The organism is Haloarcula sp. Atlit-47R, from assembly GCF_003665985.1.
In the GTDB taxonomy this organism is placed as follows: domain Archaea; phylum Halobacteriota; class Halobacteria; order Halobacteriales; family Haloarculaceae; genus Haloarcula; species Haloarcula taiwanensis.
In genome coordinates this window covers 187,118-211,260 of record NZ_QPLQ01000003.1, presented here as the reverse complement: position 1 = coordinate 211,260, position 24,143 = coordinate 187,118, and the positions used below count along the sequence as shown (strand labels likewise).

The following is a 24,143-nucleotide window of genomic DNA, read 5'->3' as shown; positions in this document are numbered from 1 at the left end:
GGATATAGGCGATTGTTTCTGCACGGAAATAGGTCTGAGGATTCGGTTGAATAACAGGCATATGCTTGTTAGCCACTTCCATCTATTAGGGTCAATGTCTGGATGGTCGGTGCCACGCGCGTCATAGTGCTTATGCCCGTAACTCGCTCACACCGAAACATGGGTTCACTCTCGGTATCTGGGGAAGTGGCGACCGTCACCGTCGAGAAGATAGGGGGCATCGACGAGACGACAGTCGAGATCCCGCCAGGGGTGACGGTGCTCCAGGGCCGGAACGCGACGAATCGGACCTCGTTCCTGCAGGCAGTGATGGCCGCTCACGGGAGCGAGTGGGCAAGCGTCAAAGGTGACGCTGATCAGGGGCACATCGAGTTCTCACTGGGAGGTGAGACGTACACCCGAACACTGACCAGAACCGACGACGGGGTTGTCGGGTCGGGCATCGGTCTTCTCACGGACCCGACTGTTGCGGACCTGTTCGCGTTCCTGCTCGAAGACAACGAGGCCAGGCGGGCTGTCGAGCGGGGTGATAACCTCCGAGAGATTATCATGCGACCCGTCGATGTGGCGTCTATCCACCGACAGATACGTGCGGCCGAGCAGCGCAAGGAGGAGATCGACGAGGAACTCGATCGTATCGCGTCGCTCAAGCGTGAGCTTCCCGACCTAGAACGCCAGCAGGCGGATCTACGCGAGGAAATTGCCGAGACGAGAGACGAACTCAAGCGTGTCGAAGGACGCATCGACGAGCGGGACGTCGATTTCCAGACGACACAGAAAAACAGGGACGAACTCGAGACTGCTCTCGATGAACTCCAAGCGACTCGGTCCGAACTGAAACGCGTCCGCGAGGATATTCAGTCAGAACAGGAGAGCATTGCGGCGTTACGCAACGAGCGAGGCAACCTCGCAGTCGAACGGTCCGGGCTCCCAGACTCACCAGATGACCGACTCGAATCCCTAGATGCAGACATCGAACGACTTCGGGAACGGGAGCGTGAACTCTCAGAGTACACCACCCAACTGCAGAACGTCATCGAGTTCAACGAAGAACTGCTATCCGGCGAACACCGGGAAATAACTGATGCCATCGACGCAAAGCCCGAGAGCGTAGGTGACATCACGGAACAGTTGTACAAGGGATCAAAGACGACCTGCTGGACCTGTGGCTCGCGAGTGAAGCCGGCCCGTATCGAGTCGACACTCCAGAGTATGCGCGACCACCTTCAGGAGACGATCACAGAGATTGACGATGTCGAAGACAACCTTGACGAACTAACCGACCAGCGTGACGAAATTTCGGAGACGCGCGCGCGAGCACGAGAACTCACGGAGACAATTACGGAGGTCGATGCCGAAATCGAGCGCCGGCAGTCGGACGTAGCGGACCTCCGGGAGCGACGCGACAACCTTTCGGCCCGCGTCGAGGAACTGGAGGACCGGGTGACGACGCTCCGGACCGAGGAGTTCGACGAAGTGCTGGATCTCCATACGGAGGCGAACGAACTGGAACTGAAACTGGACCGCCTCGAATCAGAGCGGGACGAGGTGAGCGAGGAGATCGCCGACATCGAGTCAGAAATCCGTCGGAACGACGAACTAGCCGACCGACGGGAAGAGGTAGTCGACGAGCTGATCGACCTCCGGTCGCGTATCGACCGGCTCGAAGCCGAGGCGACCGACCAGTTCAACGAGAAGATGGCCGACTTGCTCGACATTCTCGGTTACGGGAACATCGAACGTATCTGGCTCGAACGGACCGACACGCCCGACGGCCCGGTCGTCGGCGGCGACGACGGCGTCACGGGGTCGACGTTCACCCTCCACGTCGTCAGGAGCACCGACGGCGGGACGGTGTACGAGGACACGGTCGGCCACCTGAGCGAGAGCGAGCGCGAGGTGACCGGGCTCGTGTTCGCGCTCGCCGGCTACCTCGTCCACGACGTGTACGAAGAGGTCCCGTTCATGCTGTTGGACTCGCTTGAGGCAATCGACGCGGAGCGCATCGCCGCCCTCGTGGAGTACTTCGCGGAGTTCCCCACCTACCTCGTCGTCGCGTTGCTCCCTGAGGACGCGCAGGCGCTCCCCGAGGAGTACACCCGGATTACCGACATCTGAGGGACTGGGTACGGCCGGGGACGCTACCGGCAGTTACAGCCGCCGCGGTCGAGGAGGTCGCTGATGCTGTGGCGCGTCCCGCAGTCCTGACAGCGGATGTCGATGCTGACGAACACGCGGTACTCGCCGACGGTGAGCCTGTCGGCGGTCTGCAGTCTGTCGACCGTGTCTCGGACGATGGTCTCGACCCGGCTGCGGAGGCGGTCGATGGTGTCACGCTCGCGCTCTACCTGCTCGGTCTCGCGGTCGGGGTCGTAGCTCGCCCCGCGAACCTCCGTCAGGTAGTAGCGAATCGCCTGGTAGGTGACGAACTCCTCTTCCAGCCGTTCGACGTCGATGCCGGCCCGTTCGAGCCGGTTCCGGGCTTCGACCCGCTTGCCCGCGCTGACGTCATCGGCCGTCAGGAGGCGATAGAAGTTCGCCGGTTCACCGTCGACCACGTCCATCCCCGCGTCGCGTATCGCGGCCACGAGCAGGGCCCGGTTGAACCGGTCAGCTAGGTCACGGAGGCTCTGGCGCTCCTGACCGTCGCCGAGCCAGGCCCGTTCCAGCTCCGAACCCATCGACTCCAGACCGTACGTTTCGATTAGCCGTCCGACTTTGGACTGCGCCGACCCCATTACCGCCGGAACGCGGCGGCCCGGTTTAGCCGTTGTGTTGCGTCTCCGCGTCCGTCGGTACCGGGCAGTCGGCTCACCGGGTGGGGCCGCGACGCAAACAGTAGCCACAGAACCCGCAAATTGTAAATTATCAATGCCGAATCCAAGCGTAAATCTTCCGAAGATGTATTTATATCTACAGTGTCCGGTGTAGAATATCGACATCGGTTCAGCGCTCCAGCTATCTAACACGACCTGGTCGCTGTCAGTCTACCACGAGGATTTTATACCTGACAGCGCAAGCGGGAAGTTGCACAATGGTCCCCTTCACCCGACGTGCCCTCCTCCACAGCGCCTGCGGGCTGGCGACGCTGTTTGCCGGCTGTAGCGGGCTGTTCGAGGGCGGCACCGGCTCGACACGCACGCCGACCGAACGCAACGACGCGGCCGGTCCGAGGGCCGGCTCGGTAGCCGACCCGGACACGGTCGTCGCCCGCGTCGACGCCGACCGGAAACCGGTCTGGCTCGACGACGAACGACCGACCGAAAGCCGACGCAGAGACCGGTTGCAGTCCGAGGTTATCGACACCGCGGCGAACGCCGACCGGCTCGGCATCGCTGAAACCGTGGACCGGGAGCCAATCGAGAGTTTCCTTGCCGAGACCGACTTCGAGACCGAGACAATATACCTCCAGAACGTGAACATCGAGGAGTGTTTCCGGCTGTCGCTCTGTAGAGTCCAGTGGTCGCCGGACAGGATTTCGACCGACTACGGGCGGGTGAGCCGTCCCTACGACGAACGCTGTACGGCGGGCGAGACGGTGTACGCGGCGTGGTTCATCCGCATCCCGCAGGCGCTCGACGCCGACGAGGTCACTACGTTCTCCTCCTCTATCGGGGGCAGCGGCTGTGACGGCCCACAGATGGGTGCCGAAAGCGAAGGTGTCGGCGGGTCTGGACAGAGCAGCGTCGGTCCGGTGGTGAGCGAGCATGACTGACGATACGTCCGGGACGAGTGGAAACCGCGCGGTGATGACTCGCCGCGGGATGCTCGCGCTGGCCGGGGCCAGCGCCATCGCCGGCTGTGGCAGTTTCGGTACCACCGGGAGCGAGCCGACTATCGACGCCTACGACCTGCCCGACGTCCGCCGCAACGAGGAGCTTGAGTCACCGGTGCCCCCGTCGGTCCCGGTCGACGTCGCGGCGAGTCACTTCGAGGCCGCGCACGAGCGGGTCCGCTCGCTCCTGGCGACGCTGCCGACGCCGCTTGGCCCCGACGAGATCCCGAACGGCCACGTTCGCCAACATCTGACCGACGCCGCCAGCACCGCCTCTGACGGCCTCGACGAGGCGCGGACGGCCCGAACGGAGTTGGTGGCGCTTCGAGAGCTCCGGTCGGCGCGCGAACACGCCCGCTACGCCGCTGCGGGCTGGAGCGTCGCCGACCGCGGTCGCACTGACGCCCCCTTCCGGGAGGAACACAGCCAGACGGTGTTGGCGGCCCGGGAAGCCATGCAGGCACACGAGTACGTCGGGACCGACCCGGTGCGCGCGGCGCTGGTCCACGCCCGCATCGAGACCGCACTCCAGCGGGCCAACGAGACGGACGGGAGGCCCAGAGCGGACTCGGAGCTGCTGGCGGTGGCCGAATGGGGCGAGCGGGCCGAGTCGGCGCAGGCGTATCTCGACGACGCCCGCCACCTGGGGTCGCAGTTCGAGGCCGCGCTCCCGGATGATTCCGGGACGCTGGAGCCGGTACTGACCGCTGGGGCCCAGACGTTGCTCGCGGCCGTCCGGGACCGGCGGGAGGACCTGCCGCCGGAAGGGACGGCCGGCGACCGCACGCCGGGGCGGATGGTCCTCGAAGACCTCCGCTGGGAGGCCGAGAACGGCACCAGCGGCCTCTCGGAGGCTATCGGGCCGGCGAGCGCCGTCGTCGACGCGACCGGTCGGCTCGCCCGGTTCCGGGCGCTCGAACGCATGGAGACGCGTCGGGAGGCCGGCGAACTCGCCCGCCCGACGGACGCGGCGGCGGTCCGGGACATCAGACGGACGGCACGCGACGCGCTCACGGCGGCCCTCGAATCGAGTGCCCCACGGGAACTGGTCCGGACGGTGCTGGTCGACGCCGGCTACGAAGTCATGAGCGCGGACCGCTACCTGTCCGAGCACCGAGGGGAGGTTTCGGCGTCCGCGCTCGACAGAAGCGTCGCGGGCTACTGGCACGCGACGGCGCTGGCCCGAGCAGCACCGCCGGCCGCACGGCAGGCCGTGCAAGCGCTCCAGTCCGACTGACGCGACAGCGTGGTCGGCGGCCGGAACCACAACGTAAGCTCACGCTGACAGTTTGTGGAAATCACAATGTTACCACTGTTATTTCAGCGACGGAGTAGTGGAAGCGGGAGGCAACAGCCGTCACGAGTGACTTGTGAGCGGCGCAAAACTCGTCATATCCCGTCACTTATATATTGGGTCCGGCGACCGGACGGGACCGTTAGACGGCTGAACCAACGGGGGCCGTCTCCGTCGGGACCGCGCCCGGCGAAACCGTTAGACGCCTGCGCCGGGACCACAGAGCATGGACAGTCGAACGCGACGGACCGGCGATTCCGGGCGAGACACATGATTGCGGACCAGTCCATCGGCGAGTTCCTCGACGCCGTGGCGTCGGAACGGGTGACGCCCAGCGGCGGGGCCGTCGCCGCTGTCGGCGGGGCGATGGGGGCGGCGCTGTGCGAGATGACCTGTGTTCACACCGTTCACGGTGGCGGGTCAGACACGGTGGAACTGTCGGCCGTGCGGGACACCCTGGCGGATAGGCGGGCGCAGTTGCTCGCGCTCGCCGCCGAGGACGCCGCAGCGGTCGACGCAGTCAAGGCCGCGTTCGCGTCGGGCGACGACGCACGGGTTCAGGCGGCGCTGGAGCGGTCGACGACGGTCCCGATGGAGACCGCCGAGGCGTGTCTGGACGTGGTCGAACACGCCGTCACCGTGACGGCGGCGGGCACGCCGGTCGCCGTCCCGGACGCGGCCGTCGGGGCGCTGCTCGCGCACGCGGCGCTGGAGGGGTCAGTGTCGACGGTGCGGGCGAACCTCGACGGGCTAGCCGACGAAGCCGTCGTCGGAGAAATGGAGCGGCGAGCAGCCGAAGCGGAAGCGGCCGGCGAGGCGGCACTTAGCGCGGTTCGGGCGAGCGCGGGGGAGTAGTCAGAACAGCCCGGAGATGTTGCCGTCCTCGTCGATGTCCATGTCGGCCGCGGCCGGCCGAGCCGGCAGGCCGGGCATCGTGAGCGCGTCGGCCGTGAGCGCGACGAGGAAGCCGGCCCCGGCAGAGGGGTACACCTCGCTGATTTCGAGTTCCCAATCCTCCGGCGCGCCCTTCCGGCTGGCGTCGTCGCTCAGCGAGTGGAACGTCTTGGACATGACGACGGGGTAGTCGTCGAACCCAAGCTCGTTCATCTGCTCGATGTCGTCGAGCGCGCCGCCGGTGTATTTCACGTCGTCAGCACCGTAGATTTCGGTCGCGACGGTGTGTATCTTCTCTTTGATGGAGTCCTCGTCGTCGTACAGCATCCGGAACTCGTCCTCGTCGCTCTCCTCGGTCGCCTCGATGACGTTCTCCGCGAGGTCGACGCCGCCCTCGCTCCCGTCAGAAAAGACGTTTGACTCGGCGGCACGGACCCCGAGGTCCTCCCGGCAGTGGTCCAGCACGGCCTGAATCTCCGCGTCGGTGTCGTCCGGGAAGCGGTTGACCGAGACGACGACCGGGACGCCGAACTTCTGGAGGTTCCGGGCGTGCTTGTCGAGGTTCGAGAAGCCGGCCTCGACGGCGTCGACGCCGGCCGCGTCGATTTCGTCGTAGTCGACCGGCCACTGGTCGAGGCCGTGGTACTTGAGCGCACGAACGGAAGCCACGAGCACGACCGCGTTCGGCGTCATATCGCCCTTTCGACAGACCACGTCCATGAACTTCTCGGCCCCGAGGTCGGAGCCGAAGCCGGCCTCGGTGACGAGGTAGTCGCCCATGCCGAAAGCGGTTTTATCCGCGACCAGGGAGTTGGTTCCGTGGGCGATGTTGGCGAAGGGGCCGCCGTGGACCAGCGCGGGCGTCCCCTCAATAGTCTGGACGACGTTGGGTTTGATGGCGTCACGGAGCAACATCGTGGCCGGGCCGGTCGCCTCGATGTCGTCGACGGTGACCGGGTCGCCGGCCTCGTCGTAGGCGACGATGATGCGGCTGACCCGCTCTTTGAGGTCGCCGATGTCGCTTGCCAGACAGAGGACCGCCATCAGCTCGGAGGCAGCCGTCAGGATGAAACTGTCCTCCCGCGGGGTCCCGCCGGTCTTGCCGCCGAGGCCGACGACCGTCTCCCGGAGCGCGCGGTCGTTCATGTCGATGGCCCGCGGCCACGCGACGTTGTTGATGTCGATGTCGAGGTCGTCGCCCTGCGATATCTTCGCATCGAGCATCGCAGCGATGAGGTTGTGCGCGGAAGTGAGTGCGTGGAGGTCGCCGGTGAAGTGGAGGTTTATGTCCTCCATTGGAAGCACCTGCGACCGGCCGCCGCCCGCGGCACCGCCCTTGACGCCGAACACGGGGCCGAGCGACGGTTCTCGGATGGCGATCATCGCCTCTTCGCCGACGTGATTGAGCGTCTGGCCGAGGCCGACAGTCGTTACTGTCTTCCCCTCGCCTTTCGGCGTCGGCGTCATTCCGGTTACCAGAACGAGATTCTGTTCCTTGTTCTCGGCCTGTTCGCGGAGGCGCTCAATCGCGTGTTGTTTGACTTTCGCGGTGTATTCGCCGAAGTACTGGAGGTCGTCGAGACCGAGTCCCCACGGCTCGACCAGCTCCCAGATCGGCTCCATGTCGGTCGACTGGGCGATATCGTAGTCCGTGGGAATCGGCTCCTGACTCTCTTCGGTCGAAGATTGCTCGTCCTGTGAAGACATCTCTACTTACCCTTCCCTGCACCGTCGTAATAATGTTAGTGAACCTGACACTACCGGAATAGGATGTGTTCGAGACGCCGCCGACGGCCGACGACGACACATCGTGTTCCTCCGCTTACCGGAGTAGGTCCGAACCGACGGCGGGCGGAAAAGTCCCCCGTGGCGATACATTAATCATGCCACCGCCGACCAGTTATGGTATGGAGTACCACGAGTCGGCGGACTACTTGCAGTCGTTACAGCGTCGTCGGCCCAAGTTGGGAACCGATACGACGGCGCGGATGCTTTCACATCTCGGTGACCCGGACGACAGTTTCGATAGCGTGCAGATTGCCGGGTCGAACGGAAAGGGAAGCACCGCCCGGATGACCGAAAGCGTGCTCAGGGCCGCCGGGCTAGATGTCGGTCTGTTCACCTCGCCAGGATTGAACGGCTTCCGGGAGCAGATTACGGTCAACGGCGGTCGGGTACCGAAAGAACGGGTAACGGAGTTCGTCGAGCAGATCGAGCCCTGTATCGACCAACTGGCTGCCGAGGAGGACAAGCCGACGCATTTCGAGGTACTCACCGCGCTAGCGCTGTATCACTTCGATGTCGAGGATGTCGATGTGGCGGTGCTGGAAGTCGGCATCGGTGGCCGATACGATGCCACGAGCGCGGTCGATCCCGTCGCAAGCGCCGTCACCAGCATCAGTTTAGAACACACCGACCTGCTCGGCGACACAGTCGAAGAAATCGCCCGTGACAAAGCGCAGGTCGCGCCGCGGGACGCCCCGCTCGTGACAGGAACGACCGGGGCCGCACTCGATGCGATTCAGGAGATTACCGATACCATCACCGTCGGCGACGACGAGGCCGATGTCACCGCTGTCGAGAACGGCATGCGCTCGGCCGTCGAGAACCGCATCTCACTCACTGGGCCGGACTGGGCTCTCGAATCGAACCTCAAGCTACTCGGACAGCATCAAGCAGAGAACGCCGGTGTCGCAGCGACGCTGGCCCGACAACTCATCGGCGTAGACACCGAAACCGTCTCCGAAGGACTGCGGGCTGCAACCTTACCGGGCCGGTTCGAAATCCGGTCGACCGACCCGATGGTGGTCCTCGATGGGTCCCACAACCCCGGTGCGATGGAGACGCTGACGGCACTCATCGAGCGATACGAGTACGACGACCTCCATGTGGTCTTCGCCGCGATGAGCGACAAGGAGTACGAGCGGATGATTGGGGCGCTGCCGGCAGTCGAGACGGCCTTTACCGCGCGACCGGAAGTCAACCGAGCCGCGAGCACCAAATCACTCGCTGCGGCGTTTGAGGGGCAAGCAACTCGGGTACAGCAGGCCGAGTCCGTTCCAGAAGCCACCGGACGAGCGATAGCTACGGCCGACGCGGACGATTTCGTCCTCGTGGCCGGCTCACTATATGCAGTTGCCGAAGCACGGGACCGCTGGAGCCGGCTCGTTGTTCCAAAGGAGAACCTCCAGCAAGCATCTACGGGAGAAGCTGATGGAGTCAAAAGTGAGCCAGAGATCCGCCAGCGGGTACTTTCGGTCACGTTGCGGCGCGACCAGGCAGGCGTCGTCACGCAGGCGTTTGAGGACTGCGGTGGCACCTGCACCCGTTCGACTGTCGGGATGCCGGAGAAGCTCGTCGACACGACCCTGTCGGGGACGCCGCGACAGTTCCGACAGCTCACTGACCAACTGGCCTCTGCAGGACTGGGGCTTGGCCGACTGGCCACGCAACTCGAAGACGCGCTAGCTGACAGATCGTTCCCGCCGCCGTTCGACACTGATGCAGCAGCCGTGATGGGGATTCTCAACGTCACGCCGGACAGTTTCTACGACGGTGGCGAGTACAATCGTCGCGACCTCGCTATCAGTCATGCGGAACAGATGATCGAATCTGGGGCGGATATCGTCGACATCGGCGGCGAGAGTACGCGCCCCGGGGCGGAGCCGGTGACCGTCGAAACAGAGATCGACCGCGTAGTACCGGTTATCGAGGCCGTTTCGTCGCTCGATGCGACTGTCTCTGTAGATACCCGGAAAGCTGCCGTCGCTGACGCGGCGCTGGATGCCGGGGCCGACATCGTCAACGACGTGTCGGGACTGTCGGACCCCGAGATGCGGTTCGTGGTAGCTGACCACGACGCGTCCGTTGTCCTGATGCACAGTCTGTCCGCGCCAGTGGATCCGGGTCGAACTGTCACATACGACGATGTCGTCGATGACGTGCTTCGAGAGCTCACAGAACAGGTACTGCTCGCCGAGCAGGCCGGTATTGACCGCGAGCAGGTTATCGTCGACCCCGGCTGTGGGTTCGGAAAGAACGCCGCCGAATCGTTCGAACTCGTCGACCGGCTCCACGAGTTCCACGCGCTCGGCTGTCCGGTGCTGGTCGGGCACTCTCGGAAGTCGATGTTTGCCGATATGAGCGACGCAGGAGCGGACAGGCTGCCGCCGACGCTGGCAACAACGGCACTTGCCGCCGAGCGTGGGGCTGACGCCGTCAGAGTTCACGATGTCTCCGAGAACAACGCCGTCCTCAAGACGGTTTCAGCGACGGCGGCTCGACCGTCCCAGCTTCGACAACAGTGATACCTGTGCAGCCCCAACAGCAGCCATGGGACAGTTTCCGGTTCAGATCGGCTCGGGCCTGCTTGAGTCCGTCGGGCAGGTGGCAGCAGTCGCTGGGACCGTTGTTCTTCTACTGATACTCGTTGGTCTGGGTGCCTTCGCGTACAAGAGCCTCGTCGGAGACGGAATCCGCTGGCCCGACGAGCGGGACGAAATGGACAGTGACGATGACGACGGCGTCGTACAGGGTAGCCGTGATGACGACTGGAAGTATTACTGACGGCAGACCCCCAACTCACGCGTCAGAGCTGGACAGCACCCCGGCCGTGATTCCGTAGTCGTGTCGCAGTAGCGCACGGTTCGCCCACGACAGCACACCGGCTGGTGCACCCAGCCTCGGCAGATAAGCAAGGCAAGTGCCTCGGGGCTTGCCCCCGAGGCGGTTCACTCGGCACTGTGGTCGTATGAGTGTTCGAACTCCCAGTGGTACCGACAGTCTGTACAGGTTGCCCACTCGGGGATATCGAACCGCTCGGGATGTCGCTGGCCGTGTTCCATCCGGCCTCGACAGACAGGACACGTGAGATACAGGAGTTTGAGGTCGGCGAACTCGTCGTGGCGGTACTCGCCGACGCACCGCGGACAGTCGATGCTGTCACGCGCGTTGTGCTGGAAGATTTCCGACTCACATCGCGGGCACTCGATCGTTGCTGGCGGCCGTCTCGCCCACCCGCTGTCACCGTCGTACGTCGTCGTCGCCGTGTCCATGCTCGACAGCCTGAACTTGTTCGGACCGTCACCCCGCCGGAGTGGGGCGGCGATCCGCTCCCCGAGCCATACGAGCTTCGAGAACAGAATCGCGAGCCATCCAGACACTATCTTATGGTACGTATTCTGACGGCTTAAATTTCCGGGCAGCGCCGACGCTGACCCGGTACTGTGCGGTCGATAGGTTTTCACGGCGACCCACAGTATGTGTGGTATGGCTTTCGACGCCGTTGTCGATATCGCGCCGACCGTCATGGGGCTTGCAGCAACTGCCGGAGAGCACGTCGTAGGACAACTGGAACCCAGCGTTGCTGCCGAACTATCCAGGCCGCTTCGCGGGGTCGTCTCCTTTATTCTCGTTGTCGTGTCCGGTGCGGTGATACTCCGACTGCGGCGGGCTTCTGTCGCCGATTCTATCGACGCGATATCGGCCAGCCCGGCGACCGCCGTCCTCTACGGCATCGCCGGATACGTGATATTCGGGATCGTTGGTCTGTACGGAGCCACGACCTTGGCGCGCCTCAGTGTCGCCGGCGGTGTATTCGTCCGTCTCGTCGTCCTCGCCAGTAGCGCCGTTTTCTTGTTTCTCACCGGGTTCGGGTTCCTCATCGTCGGGACGCTCCTCACTGAACTCCTGTATCACCGTCAGCCGTCGCACGGGCTACTCATCGGCGCGTCTCTCAGTGCACTCACCTGGGTCCTGCTGTCACCTGTCGGCAGTATCGTCTCCAGTCTCGGCATCGCCGCGTTCGGAATCGGCGGCTCTGTGCGGGTCTGGCTACACTCCGAACGAACGGTCGAGACAGAAGTCGACCCACGCTGACACTCTTCGTTCGAACTGTCGTTGCGGGTCGCCTGGAAAACGTCGAAAAGAGAGTTCGTCAGTCGGTCCCTGTCGCAGCGTCGTCGCTCCGTTCGGAGATATCCGTCACCATCTCGTCGCCAGCGGTCACGATGTCCATGTCTTCCCGTTCGGAGAGGTCCTGGATGGTTTCCGCAAACTCCTCGGACTCGAGTATCTGGTACTCGTTGTCGAGCCCCAGATACACCGTGTAACACATCAGACACAGGATGAGCGCGAACGGGAGTCCCGTCGTGATTGCGGCCGTCTGGAGCGCCGTCAGTCCGCCACCGATGAGCAGGATAGATGCGACAAGTCCCTCGGTGACGGCCCAGAAGATCCGTTGCGTTCGTGGAACATCGTGCTTACCGCCCGAGGTCAGGTGGTCAATGACCAGTGACCCGGAGTCCGACGACGTGACGAAGAACGTGATGACCAGCAGGGTCGCGAGCAGTCCGCTGACGACACCGAGCGGGAACTGCTCCAGCAGGGCGAACATCGCGACGGTCTGGCCGACCTCGTTGTAGGTCGCTATCGCCTGCCCGTTTCCTACGAGCGAATTGAACATCGCGCTGCCGCCGAACACCGACAGCCAGAGCGTCGAGAACAGCGACGGAAGGAACAGCACACCCAGGACAAACTCCCGAACGGACCGACCCTTCGAAATGCGCGCGATGAACATTCCGACGAACGGCGACCACGCGATCCACCAGCCCCAGTAGAACACGGTCCAGGCGGTGGGGGTGCCGTTCGCGGCTTCGTTGAGCGTCCCGGTGAAGAACCCGAGCGCAAGGATGTTCCCGAAGTACGCGCCGAGTCCCTCGACCCACGTCCCGAAAATGTACACCGTGGGACCCACGATAGCGAGGAACCCGAGAAGCGCGAACATCAGGTAGAGGTTGAGCGTGCTCAGGCGTTTGACCCCACCGTCGAGCCCTGCCGCAACTGAGAGCGTCGCGATGAGCGTGATACCGGCGATGAGCGCGACCTGCGGCCAAGTCCCTGTCGGGACACTCACCGCACCGAGCATGTCCCCGCCAACGTAGGACAGTCCCGTATTGACCTGGGCAACACCGAGTCCCAGCGAGGTCGACAGCCCGAACAGCGTCGCGAACACCGTCACGAGGTCGATGACATGGCCCGGCCAGCCGTAGATTCGCTCACCAAGGAGGGGCCAGAATATCGACCGGAAGGTAAGCGGGAGCCCGCGGTTGAACGAGAAAAACGCGAGGCCCAGTCCAACCAGCCCGTACACCGCCCACGGGTGAAAGCCCCAGTGGAAGAACGTCTGTGCCATCGCGGCGGACGCTGCCGCACCGGTTCCGGCTTCGGCTCCGAAGAAACTCGGCGGGTTCTGGAAGTAGTACAGCGGTTCCGAGACGCTGAAGAACATGAGGCCGATGCCCATGCCGGCGCTGAATAGCATCGCCATCCAGGAGAAGTCGCTGAACTCCTTCTCGGCCTCGACGCCGCCGATCTTTATTTTACCGTACTTACTGAACGCGAAGTACAGCAATGTGACGATGAACACGTTCACCGCCAGCAGGTAGAACCAGCCGAAGGTGTCCCCGATGGTATTGAACAGCCACGTGTACGCGGAGGCTGCTGTGTCGCCGAGCAGTATCGTCACTGCGATGAACAGCGCAATTATCGCCAGTGCCACCGGGAAGACAACTGGATGGATGTCGAAGCCAGCCGCCTGAATGTTCGTATCACCGGGCTCGCGGTCGGACTCCGGATGGAACAGCTCTACCTGGAGCCCGTCCGACATTTCGCCGGCTTGTTCGTCACTATCTGCCATACGTTACCCCTCTCGAACGTGGTACTGGTCTGTGGAGTCTCATTGTCGTAGTCTCGGTCTTGCTCTGTCACGGTCCGCTGCTACCATCATGCCAGCGATGTCCCAGCGATGGGCGTCTACAGCGTTCGCATCCTGTTTGGCTCTCTGTGCTCGCTTGCGGGCACCGTGTGCCCGCGGGGCTATTGTCGACGTATTTTATGTGCTACTGAGTCTCATACATATACACTAATGCAACTCTAATAAAACTTCACGTTAAACACCAATATATAACGGATTGAAGGCTTGTACTGCTGTGGCTTCGGAGACATCTACACTATCTAGTATATTGAGGTTTGGTACTTCCCGGTGAGCCGGTCACCAATCGCGTTCCCTGGTGGGTGTCTTTATTTCGGAATCCCGCCTATCGTCGCTATGGCACGACTTCTGGCGACGGGAGCGGCCGCGGTGGCAGCACTGCTGATGGGCGTCGGTCTCATCGGGATGACAGCTGGCGACTTTCGACTCGCAGGGTTTAGCTTCCTCAGTGCGAGTCTGGTTATCTACATCCGTGAGACACGGATAAAAAGCGCGTAACGGGTGTCAGATATCGTTAACGCTCATCCGCTGGCTGATGACTGGCACGCTCGACGTTCTGACCACCTTGTCCGTCGTCCCGCCGAGGAGGTTCCCGAGTTTCCCGCGGAACGCTGACCCCAGAACGATTGCGTCCATTCCTTCGTCTTCGGCGAACTCCACGATTTCTTCGCTTGGCGCCCCGGTTTTGAAATGTGTCTCGTAGTCGACGCCGTGTTCTTCAGCAACAGTCCCGAGACTCGCCAGCACCTCCTCGCCGTAGTTGCGATACTCCTCGCGCATCTCCTCCTCGTCATCCCTGAGTGCGAGCGCGCGCGGTGTCCCCGGGAGGTCGATGACATACAATGCATGCACTGTCGAGTCGAGCGCAGCAGCGAGTTCGATGCCGTGTTCTGCCCCTCTCCTGGCCTCGTCGCTGCCGTCGTACGGGACGAGTATGTGGTCGTACATGGTAGCTGACTCATGTGTATTTCCCACACACACCTGTTATAGGTTTCCCCGCTTATGGCGCGAGCCGTCTGTCTGAACGCCGATGCCGGCTTACAGTGCGTCGTTCTGGGCCTTGCGTGCCACGTTGTCGACGGGATAGCCCGCGTCACGAATCGCGGTGATGATCGTCTGTGCGTGCTCTGCACCGCTTGTCTCGACGTTGAACACGAGGTAGGCCTCCCCGATTTCGAGATTCTCGACGGACCGTTCGTGCCGGACATCGTGGATATTGGCCCCCTGTCTGGCGATGACACCCGATATTTCCTCCATCACGCCCGGCTGATCGTTGATGCGGACCCGGAGCTGCAGGAGCTGTTGGCGCTCTGTGAGCGCGTGGATGAGAACCTCACGCATCTGTGTCATGTCGAGGTTCCCGCCACAGAGTAGCGGCATCACCGTCTCCCCGGACACGTCGAGGCCGTCGCTCAGCACAGCGGCCACCGAGGCGGCCCCGGCGCCTTCGACGACCTGTTTGGCCCGTTCCATCAGCAGGAGAATCGCCTGTGCGATATCGGTGTCCGAAACTGTCACGACCTCGTCTACGTTCGCCTCGATTATGCCGAGCGTCGTCTCCGAGATACCGCCGGTGGCGATACCGTCGGCGATAGTGTCGACTTCGTCAAGCACGACCGGTATCCCCTTGTCGAGGCTCTCGTGGACCGTCTCCGCACCGGTCGCCTGAACGCCGACGACACGCGTCTCGGGCGAGAGGTGTTTGATAGCAGTCGAGACACCGCTGATGAGACCACCGCCACCGATTGGAACGACAACCGTGTCGACGTCGGGGCAGTCGTGGTACATCTCCGTGCCGAGGGTCCCCTGTCCGGCGATGATGTCCAGGTCGTCGTAGGCGTGGACGAACTCGGCGTCGGCTTCCTCGACGACGGCCTTGGCGTGAGACATCGTCTCCTGAAAGTCGTTGCCGACCAGTTCGACGCTCGCGCCGTAGCCTCTGGTGGCGTCAATCTTCGCCTGTGGTGCGTTCTCCGGCATGAAAATCGTCGCCTCCGCCCCGCATTTCGTCGCGGCGAGGGCGACGCCCTGAGCGTGGTTGCCAGCGCTGGCGGCGACGAATGACTCTACGCCGTCGGCGACATCCTGTGAGATTTTGTTGTACGCGCCTCTGGTTTTAAACGACCCAGTCCACTGGAGATGCTCCATCTTCAGGTGTACCTCAGCGTCGACGAACCCGCCGAGAGACGTACTCCGCTCGACCGGCGTCTTTTTTACGACTGTGTCGTCATCCAGTCGTTCGCGGGCTCGTTCGATGTCTGCGTACGTGACGGGCAGCGTGTCCGATTCTGTTTGTGTCATAATTGGTATCGTTTCGGAGCGTCTGTCAAAGTTGTTGGGTCGTGTGCTGTCCCGCTATCTGATGATTCGCTCGCGGGTCGGATCGAACAGCGGCTCGTCACGCACCGTCGCGTCGTATGTCTCGCCCTCGCACTGTATCTGAACCGACGTTCCGGCTTCGGCGTGTTCGGTCGGGACGTACGTGTAGGCGATCGACTCGTCGATACTGTAGCCGTAGTTCCCGGCCTGCACGTAGCCGAGTGTCTCACCGTCTTTCAGGACTGGTCGACCGCTCAGCATGATATCTGTCGAGTCGTCGAGCGTGACCGGGGTAATTTTGCTGTCGATACCCGCCTCGCGTGCGGTTTCCAGAGCTGCCTTGCCGATGAACTCGGTGTCCATGTCGACGGCGAAGGGCAGCCCGGCCTCGAAGGGGTTCGAGTCCGTGTCGATGTCCGTCCCCCAGAGGCGGTAGCCTTTCTCTAATCGCATGGAACTGAGCGCGCCGCCGCCCATCGGCCGAACGCCGAGGTCCTCGCCGGCGTCCTGTAACGTCTCCCAGAGGCGCTGGCCGTACTCCGTCGGCGCCCACAGCTCCCAGCCGAGTTCGCCGACATAGGAGACCCGCAGGGCGATGACCGGCACGTCGCCAACGTACATTTGCTTGGCCCGGAAGTACGGGAAGCCGTCGTTGGTCACGTCCGCGTCGGTACATCGCTGGAGGAGGAGTCGGGCGTTCGGCCCCCAGAGACCGATTGTCGACTTCGCGCCCTCCTCGACGTGGACCGACACCGTCGCGGGAGCCTCGTCTTCCAGGTGACCGCCGTGGATGCCGGGGGAGTTCCCGCCGCCGGTCGTCACCATGAACGCCTCGTCGTCGAGTTTGACGACCGTGATGTCCGCGAGAATGCCACCGCCCTCGTTCAACAGCAGCGAGTAGCGGACCTGCCCGACGTCGAGATCCATGTCGTTGCTACAGACCCGCTGGAGGAACGCCTGGCTCCCCTCGCCTTCGACCATGATCGAACTGAACGTCGTCATGTCGAACATCGACACCTTGTCGCGGGTGTGGAGATGCTCCGCAGCCTCGATTTTCGAGCGGTTGATGCCCTGCCAGCCGTCCTGGTCGGGAATCCGGTCCTCGTATCTTTCGACTAAGTCGGCGTTCGACTCGTACCACTGTGGCGTCTCCCAGCCGCCGCTCTGGTAGAACTCCGCGCCGAGTTCTTTTTGCTGGTGGTAGAACGGACTCGTCCGAAGTCCCCGGTGGTCGTCGGGCTGCCACCGCGGCTCGACGATGCTGTACACCTGCTCGTAGCGCTTGGCCCCGCGGTCGACAAAGTAGTCCTTCTCGCCGGCGTGGGGTTCGAACCGCCGGACGTGGATGCCGCCAGTGTCGACCGGACCGGACGGCAGCCGCGGAACGCCGTTCTCCATCCACTCGGCGAGGATGCGGCCGTAGCCGCCGGAGTGGGTCCACCAGATAGCCAGTCCGGTCCAGAGGCCGTCGACCTGCGCTGTCTCGCCAACGGCGGGCATCCCATCAGGTGTAAAGACGAAAATCCCGTTCTCGGTGGCTTCGTATTCCACGTCCTGTGTCGCCGGGAGCAGTTCGTCGAAGGCCTGCTTGGCCGATTTGTCCCGCCCGCGGTGGGTCGGCGTCTCCCAGTGTTCCTTCGTGAACCCCCTGACCGAAGCCTGGTGTTCCTCGGAGTTTTTCCCCATCGCCTCGGGGTCGACTGAGAGTGGCTCGTGGTTGTACGACCCCATCCCGAGCGCGTCGCCGTGGGTCCGGAAGTACAGCGAGTGGTCCTGGTCGCGGCCGACCGGCCGGTGTGGCCCCTCGCTCATGTACTCCGCGATGGAGCGGTCACCCGGTACGTCCAGCCCGGTCGTGTTGTCGCCGACCGAGGTCTCGGCGTCGGCGAGTTCGTCCATCGGTTCGGTGACAACGTACTGGTGTTCGACCGGCGCGATTGGCAGGTCCAGCCCGGCCAGTTGGCCAGTCTGGTAGCCCCAGTTGTTCGTCGCGATGACCGCTCGCTCGCAGTCGATTCGCCCCTGATCGGTCTCGACCGCGTTGATTTCGCCGCCCGACACGTCCAGGTCGGTGACCTCCGTGTTCCCGTAGAACGACGCCGAAGAGTGCTCCATATACCACTGGAGCGCGGCGATACCGTCGACGCGCCCGTCGGTCGGGGAGTAGTAGCCACCGAGAATTTCGTCCTCGTCGACCAGCGGGAGGTGGTCGGTGACTTCTTCGGGCGAGAGCAGTTGCGGCTCCGGCAGTCCGTACGACGTCGCCCACTCGACGCGCCGCCGGAGGAAGTCCATCCGCTCGTCGCTGCGGGCCACCTCGATGCCGCCAACTTCGTCGTAGACGCCGGCATCGGAGAGCAGTCGGCTGGTGTAGTGCGCCGTCTTCGTCTGTATTTTCGACGGCGACGTCTGGAACATGATGCCGGGCGCGTGGACTGATGACCCGCCGGTGACCGGGAGCGGTCCCTGGTCGATGACGACAACGTCCTCCGCGCCGAGTTCCGTCAGGTGATACGCGACGCTACACCCGACGGCCCCGGCACCGATAACAACAGTATCCGCCCGAGACGGGGGAGTCTCTGTGCTCATGTATCTCGTTTGGGACTGTTTCTGTCACAATCTTAAATACACCGGTGGGGAGAACCACGCAAAGAGGAGATTTCCGGGTAGAGCGGCACAGTGTCGATTATTCGGCCGGTATCTGAGCGTCTGTTGTCCGTCGCAAACAGGGAGTAAACGGCCAGTCGGACTGAACCACAGCGTGTTACAATCCCGATAGAATCAGCGGCGGGTCGGAGGTTGCTCTCAGACGAGCGGCTCCTCGCGGACCGTCGCGTCGTATCGCTCCCCTTCGTAGAGGATTTCGACGCTGGTTCCGGGTTCAGCGTACTCCGGCGGCAGGTACGTGTAGGCGACACACGCGCCTTCAGTGTAGCCGTACTCGGCGCTGTGGAGATAGCCGATGGTCTCGTCACCGTCGAGGACTGGCTTGTTGTCCAACACGACGGCGTCCTCGTCGTCGAGGGTCAGACAGGCGACCTTGTGGTCGATGTTGTCGCCGTCGGCGGCCGCCGCGACCGCCTCCTTGCCGATGAAGTCGGTTTCGAGGTCGACGGCCCAGCCGAGGCCGGCCTCGTAGGGGTTGTGCTCCGTGTGGAGGTCCTTCCCCCAGAGCCGGAAGCCCTTCTCGATGCGGAGCGAATCGAGCGCGCCGTTGCCGTACGGGCGGATGCCGTACTCCTCGCCGGCCTCCATGATGTGCTCCCAGAGGCGTTCGCCGTACTCAGAGGGCGTGTACAGCTCCCAGCCGAGTTCGCCCGCATAGGAGACGCGGAGCGCAGTGACGGGGATGTTCTCGACGAAGAACTGCTGGCTCGTAAAAAAGGGGAAGGCGTCGTCCGAGAGGTCGACGTCGGTGACCTTCGAGAGGACCTTCCGGGCGTTCGGGCCGGTACAGACCATCGCCGCCAGGTTCGATGTTACGTCGTTGACGACCACGTCGTCGGGGGACTGCTCGCGCACCCACGCGACGTGGTTGTTCCCGACCTCGCGGCCGGTCGTCAGCAGGAGGTAGCGGTCCTCATCGGTCCGGGTGACCGTGATGTCGGCCCGGACGCCGCCGCCCTCGTTGCACATCAGCGTGTACTTCACGTCGCCCACGTCGATGTCCATGTCGTTCGTACAGAGGTACTGGACGAACTCACCGGCGTCGCTCCCGATGACCTCCATCTTATTGAACGATGTCATGTCGTGGAGACCGACGTTGTTCCGGACGTTCAGCGCCTCCGCGCCCTCGATTGGCGACCAGTACTTCGCCTCCCAGCCCTCGCGGTCGGGGATCCGGTCACCGTACTCCGCCAGCAGGTCGGCGTTGGAGTCGAACCAGTGTGGCTCCTCCCAGCCGGCCTCAGCCCACAGTTCGGCGTCGTACTCCTTGTGTGTGTGGTACATCGGGGTCCGACGGATGTCCCGCTGTTTGTCGGTCCAGACCCACTTGGGGTGCATGATGTTGTAGACGATGCGGTACTCCTCGCCGCCGATGTCCCGAGCGAAGTCCCAACTGCCCTCGTGCTCGTCGAAGCGGTTCACGTCGCAGTGGGCGAGGTCAATCGGGCCGTCAGGGAGGCGCGGGACGCCGTGTTCCATCCACTCGGCGAGGGCCTTGCCGGCACCGCCGGCGTGCGTGACCCAGATGGCCGCCGCCGTCCAGAGACCGTCGTACTCCTGGACCGGTCCCATCACGGGGAGGCCGTTGGGCGACTCCGCAAACATGCCGTTGTACTTGTGTTCGAGTTCCTTGCCGGCCGTCGCGGGCAACAGCTCGTCGCTGGCCTGGCGCGGGGCCTTGTCCGGCCGGTCCGGGTGGGTCGCGTTGTTCATGTGGTAGTCGGTGAACTCGTGGACCGATCCCTGCTCGCCGTCGGGGTCGTTCCCGCCGAGTTCCTGTGGGTCTGGCACGATTGGCTCGTGATTGTACGAGCCGATGCCGTAGGAATCCCCGTGGTTCCGGTAGTACATCGCGTTGTCCTGGTCGCGGAGAATCGGCCGGTCTGGCCCGACGAGAAGTCGCTTCGCCTTCTCTCCGGAGACGTTCTCGTAGTTCTCGAACAGCGGGTGGTCAGTGATGTCGACCGCGCTGTCGGCCAGTTCATCCAGCGACTCCGTCATCGTGTACTGGTGCTCGACCGGCGTCACCGGCAGGTGGACGCCGAGCTTCTCGCCGAGCTGGCGGGCCCAGATGTTCGTCGCCACGACGACCTCGTTACACTCGATGGTGCCGTTCTCCGTGACGACGGCCCGCACCGAGCCGTTCTCGGTCTCCACGTCCTCGGTGCGGGTATGCGGGACGAATTTCGCACCCCGGTCCATCGCTTCCCGGGCCAGCGCGTCACAGGCGACGACGCCCGAGACCTGGCCGTCCGTCGGGGAGTAGTAGCCGCCCTTGATCTGGTCGGCGTCGACCAGCGGGAGGTGGTCGGTGACTTCCTCTGGGGACAGCAACTGCGGGTTTTCGATGCCCCAGGCCTTCGCGTATTCGACGCGGCGCTGGAGGAAGTCCATGCGCTCCTCGCTCCGGGCCACCTCGATGCCACCTGTTTCGTTGTACGCCTGGTGTCCGTCAGCCCCTTCGAGGTCCGAGTACAGCCGACGGCTGTAATCCGCAAACTGGCTGAGGACCTTCGGTTCCGCGGTCTGGAACATGATTCCGGGGGCGTGCGTCGACGATCCACCCGTAGTCGGCATCGGCCCCTGGTCAACCACGACCACGTCTTCGCGGCCGAGGTCTGTCAGCTGGTACGCGATGTTACAGCCGACGATTCCAGCACCGACGATGACGGTATCGGCATGGGTCGGCAGGCTATCGGTTGGCTCCATGGCTCTGGATAGAACGTGCTATGGCGTGGCAATATAGTTACCGCCTAACCCCTCTCCTTTGCAAAATAAAACCGAATTGTCACGTAGTGTTTCAGAATAACAGGAGTACCATTGTTAATAGATTTGGGCCCCCTGTGGTGATTGTCGCCGTCGTTCAGAGACTCCAAGTCGCGTCCGACAGACAGATTGTACTGTCACGTTATGTATTCATAATCCAGCAGAGTGTCCCCAGCGGTGCGTTCACCCCATCGACGGCAGCGTATCAGCCAGCGCTTCTGTCCTGAAAGAGAACCACAGGACCGCGCTATCGGCCCGGTGCAGCGCCCACTCCCAGCGTTTTTGTCCGCGCGCCGCCGGCCCTTGGTATGGACTACGCGCCCGTCACGCACACGACGACTGATCGACAGCTCGGACGATTGCCGTCAGGGCGAGACGTGTCTGTGACTGTCCACCGGTACGTCGGCGGTTCCGGACCGACTGTGTATATTCAGGCGGCGCAACACGGCATCGAACTCAACGGTCCAGCCGCGTTGCGACGGCTCCACGACCGCCTGACTGACGTGGCCATCGCTGGGAGGGTGCTTGTCGTCCCAGTGGTGAACCAGCTTGCGTTCGACCACCGGTCATACATGACCCCCGGTGAGTACGACGTGATGAACCCGAACCTGAACCGCGTGTGGCCGGGCGACGAGTGCGGGAGCTTACAGGAGCAGTTCGCCGCCCGACTGTGGGAACTCGTCAAAGGCGCCGACGCGGCAGTCGACCTCCACACAGGCACGGCAGATATGCTGGAACACGTCAGATGCCGGGCGGGCGACCCGGCCGCCGAGCGCCTCGCCGAAGCGTTCGGTACGTCCTACAGGCTCACCGACGTACCCGATGACACAGACGACGACAAGTCCGGAAGGACGTTCCGGGCTGCGACTGCAGCAGCCGGGATTCCAGTTATCACTGCAGAACTGTCGAACAGTCGTCGGATTGTACAGGACGCGGTTGCAGCGGGTGTCGACGGGATACAGAATCTTCTACGCGAGCGTGGCGTTCTCCCTGAAGAACCCGAGTCGAAACCGTCACAAACGGTACTCCGAAACGATGCGGAGCCGGTCACCGCGTCGGAATCGGGGCTGTTCGAATCCCGGCCAGACATCACCGTCGGCGACACTGTCGACGCCGGGGAGCGACTGGGAACTGTATACGAACCAGCCTCCTTCGAGCAACAACAGGTCGTTCCAGCGACAGAACGAGGAGTGATATTCTCGATTGCCAGGGAGTCCGTCGTCGTGAAGGGGGAGCGTCTCGCGGGTATCGCGATACCGGGATAACCGGCTCACCACGAGGGCGCACCGACGAGTTCTGTTTCAGAGATGTGGTGGTAGCCGTAGTTCTGTGGGAGTTTATAAATGGGTTCGGTATTCCACACCCATCTCTACACCATAACGTGTCATAGTCACTCAATGACATGGGACTCCACACCGCTTTCACGGCGCTCGCGGAGGTTATCGATGCGTACGAATCCCGCGGTCGGTCCATCAAGACCGTCGAAGCATCGCCTGCCGACATCGGTGGTGCAGTCCTCGATGTGACGGTGGCAATGCCGGTCTCGTTGCGTTCCGGTGGCGGCGCTGACGAGAGTCTCACGCCGGAGACTGCGAGGTTGACCGAGAGTGGTGACCTCGAGGTCACGTTCTCCCCACCGGCTGCCGAACTCCCGTCGACTTCCGGTGTCTCACTGTCGATATGCGACGCTTCGGCGACGGTCACCAACGATGGCCTGCTCCTGACGGTGCATCTAACAATCGACGCCACGGATGCACCAGAGGGGGCAGCCAGCGCCGACTGCGGGCCTGACCGGGCAGGCTCCAGCGACACAGCGACCACCACACCACGTTCGGCCGGGACCGTCGAGGGTGACGATGACCCGGTCGATGGGTCGGCCGTCTCGGCTGCAGAGTCTACCAGCGACGGAGAAAGCGGGTCACAGGAAAACTCACTGGCAGGCGACGCGTCTACGGCGGACGCGCAGTCGGGTCACGACACCGACTCTGAACCCGACCCATACGCCGCCGTCCGCGACGACTCCGTGCCACCGTACGAGGACACCGACTACCTGCAAGCACTGTACGACGGATGCGACAACTTCAGAGAAATCGCCGACAAAATACAGATGGACGTGTCCTCCGAGACAGTCCGACGGTACATGATAGAAGCGGATATCCACGTCCCGAACACGTACGACACCTCCAGTGACGACGAGGAAGACCCGTCGACCGAATCAGGTGCCTCGGACGAGGACGCGACTCAGTCCGGAGCTACGGATGAGGACGAACAGGTCACTGTGGTTAAGCCTGTCTCAGCTGAGTCATCCGGTCCCGCCGACGAGTCAGTCGGAGAACTTCCCGACGAACAACTGGTCACCGACGGGATCGGACTCCCGGCTGAGGTCCAGTTGCGAGACGTCGCGGACGCGGTCGTCGAGTCAGACACGGTGTATGAGGTGCAGCGATGTCTGGGGCTTGACCGCAGCCAGGCCCGGGACCTGCTTGAGGAGCTCAATCTGTTAGACCTCGTCCTGTGCCGACTGGCAGACGAACCGGAGCATACTGTCTCCTACAGCAGAGTGGCGAGTCGAATCCGGCAGTGTGCGCCACATAGTGCGTGATGACCGCGGTTTCTTATAAATGGGTTCGATGCCCCACCCACAGAGAAAAGTACGG

The 24,143-nt window shown here is 63.2% G+C and carries 18 protein-coding genes; 10 read left to right on the top strand and 8 right to left on the bottom strand.

From position 1 onward, the window contains the following. The first annotated feature begins 159 nt into the window (after positions 1 to 159). Positions 160 to 2,118, top strand: coding sequence for an archaea-specific SMC-related protein (locus DVK00_RS13190; protein WP_121577832.1), 1,959 nt, complete (start codon positions 160 to 162; stop codon positions 2,116 to 2,118). Positions 2,119 to 2,141: 23 nt separating this feature from the next. Here the strand turns inward: DVK00_RS13190 and rdfA are convergent, their stop codons facing one another. Then, positions 2,142 to 2,738 (bottom strand): rod-determining factor RdfA, encoded by a 597-nt coding sequence (gene rdfA, locus DVK00_RS13185; RefSeq protein WP_101351798.1) that lies wholly within the window; start codon positions 2,736 to 2,738, stop codon positions 2,142 to 2,144. 296 nt (positions 2,739 to 3,034) lie between these two features. Here rdfA and DVK00_RS13180 point away from each other — a divergent pair, with 296 nt between their 5' ends. The 3 genes from DVK00_RS13180 to DVK00_RS13170 all read left to right on the top strand — a co-directional run bounded on the left by DVK00_RS13180 (position 3,035) and on the right by DVK00_RS13170 (position 5,924). Next, entirely contained in the window at positions 3,035 to 3,715 is a 681-nt protein-coding gene (locus tag DVK00_RS13180; protein ID WP_232794562.1) for a hypothetical protein, read from the top strand. After that, positions 3,708 to 5,012 carry a hypothetical protein gene (locus DVK00_RS13175; RefSeq protein ID WP_199722464.1) on the top strand — a complete coding sequence of 435 codons (1,305 nt, stop codon included), beginning with the start codon at positions 3,708 to 3,710 and terminating at the stop codon, positions 5,010 to 5,012. Before DVK00_RS13180 ends, DVK00_RS13175 begins: the two co-directional genes overlap by 8 nt. 327 nt (positions 5,013 to 5,339) lie before the next feature. Continuing rightward, on the top strand, positions 5,340 to 5,924 hold the full coding sequence (locus tag DVK00_RS13170; RefSeq protein ID WP_121577831.1) for a cyclodeaminase/cyclohydrolase family protein: 585 nt from the start codon (positions 5,340 to 5,342) through the stop codon (positions 5,922 to 5,924). Here DVK00_RS13170 and DVK00_RS13165 read toward each other — a convergent pair whose 3' ends face one another. Beyond that, entirely contained in the window at positions 5,925 to 7,670 is a 1,746-nt protein-coding gene (locus tag DVK00_RS13165; RefSeq protein ID WP_101351796.1) for a formate--tetrahydrofolate ligase, read from the bottom strand. Between the two features lie 200 nt (positions 7,671 to 7,870). Between DVK00_RS13165 and folP the strand changes: the two genes are divergently transcribed. Further along, complete coding sequence (folP, locus tag DVK00_RS13160) at positions 7,871 to 10,270, top strand: dihydropteroate synthase (RefSeq protein WP_121577830.1); 2,400 nt, start codon at positions 7,871 to 7,873, stop codon at positions 10,268 to 10,270. 25 nt (positions 10,271 to 10,295) lie between these two features. Next, positions 10,296 to 10,529 carry a hypothetical protein gene (locus tag DVK00_RS13155; protein WP_101351794.1) on the top strand — a complete coding sequence of 78 codons (234 nt, stop codon included), beginning with the start codon at positions 10,296 to 10,298 and terminating at the stop codon, positions 10,527 to 10,529. Positions 10,530 to 10,693: 164 nt separating this feature from the next. On the opposite strand, the gene DVK00_RS13150 is transcribed toward DVK00_RS13155, so the two are convergent. Beyond that, positions 10,694 to 11,125 (bottom strand): hypothetical protein, encoded by a 432-nt coding sequence (locus DVK00_RS13150; RefSeq protein WP_232794561.1) that lies wholly within the window; start codon positions 11,123 to 11,125, stop codon positions 10,694 to 10,696. A 106-nt stretch (positions 11,126 to 11,231) separates the two neighbouring features. On the opposite strand from DVK00_RS13150, the gene DVK00_RS13145 reads away from it, so the two are divergent. Continuing rightward, complete coding sequence (locus DVK00_RS13145; RefSeq protein WP_121577829.1) at positions 11,232 to 11,840, top strand: hypothetical protein; 609 nt, start codon at positions 11,232 to 11,234, stop codon at positions 11,838 to 11,840. 58 nt (positions 11,841 to 11,898) lie between these two features. On the opposite strand, the gene DVK00_RS13140 is transcribed toward DVK00_RS13145, so the two are convergent. Next, positions 11,899 to 13,659: a BCCT family transporter gene (locus DVK00_RS13140; protein WP_101351792.1), complete on the bottom strand. Its 1,761-nt coding sequence runs from the start codon at positions 13,657 to 13,659 to the stop codon at positions 11,899 to 11,901. Between the two features lie 411 nt (positions 13,660 to 14,070). On the opposite strand from DVK00_RS13140, the gene DVK00_RS21370 reads away from it, so the two are divergent. Next, a complete protein-coding gene (locus DVK00_RS21370) occupies positions 14,071 to 14,232 on the top strand; it encodes a hypothetical protein (RefSeq protein WP_157829452.1) in 162 nt (53 codons plus the stop codon). Positions 14,233 to 14,238: 6 nt separating this feature from the next. On the opposite strand, the gene DVK00_RS13135 is transcribed toward DVK00_RS21370, so the two are convergent. The 4 genes from DVK00_RS13135 to DVK00_RS13120 all read right to left on the bottom strand — a co-directional run bounded on the left by DVK00_RS13135 (position 14,239) and on the right by DVK00_RS13120 (position 21,429). Then, positions 14,239 to 14,682, bottom strand: a complete 444-nt coding sequence (locus tag DVK00_RS13135; protein ID WP_101351791.1) for a universal stress protein — start codon at positions 14,680 to 14,682, stop codon at positions 14,239 to 14,241. A 90-nt stretch (positions 14,683 to 14,772) separates the two neighbouring features. Beyond that, positions 14,773 to 16,035: a threonine ammonia-lyase gene (gene ilvA, locus DVK00_RS13130; protein WP_101351790.1), complete on the bottom strand. Its 1,263-nt coding sequence runs from the start codon at positions 16,033 to 16,035 to the stop codon at positions 14,773 to 14,775. A 54-nt stretch (positions 16,036 to 16,089) separates the two neighbouring features. Then, entirely contained in the window at positions 16,090 to 18,642 is a 2,553-nt protein-coding gene (locus DVK00_RS13125) for an FAD-dependent oxidoreductase (protein WP_121577828.1), read from the bottom strand. Between the two features lie 216 nt (positions 18,643 to 18,858). Next, on the bottom strand, positions 18,859 to 21,429 hold the full coding sequence (locus tag DVK00_RS13120) for an FAD-dependent oxidoreductase (protein ID WP_121537033.1): 2,571 nt from the start codon (positions 21,427 to 21,429) through the stop codon (positions 18,859 to 18,861). 365 nt (positions 21,430 to 21,794) lie between these two features. Here DVK00_RS13120 and DVK00_RS13115 point away from each other — a divergent pair, with 365 nt between their 5' ends. Together DVK00_RS13115 and DVK00_RS13110 are read left to right on the top strand one after the other, a co-directional pair. Next, positions 21,795 to 22,751 carry a succinylglutamate desuccinylase/aspartoacylase family protein gene (locus tag DVK00_RS13115; RefSeq protein WP_101351787.1) on the top strand — a complete coding sequence of 319 codons (957 nt, stop codon included), beginning with the start codon at positions 21,795 to 21,797 and terminating at the stop codon, positions 22,749 to 22,751. Between the two features lie 137 nt (positions 22,752 to 22,888). Then, positions 22,889 to 24,088, top strand: coding sequence for a hypothetical protein (locus DVK00_RS13110; protein ID WP_121537029.1), 1,200 nt, complete (start codon positions 22,889 to 22,891; stop codon positions 24,086 to 24,088). Positions 24,089 to 24,143 lie beyond the last annotated feature (55 nt).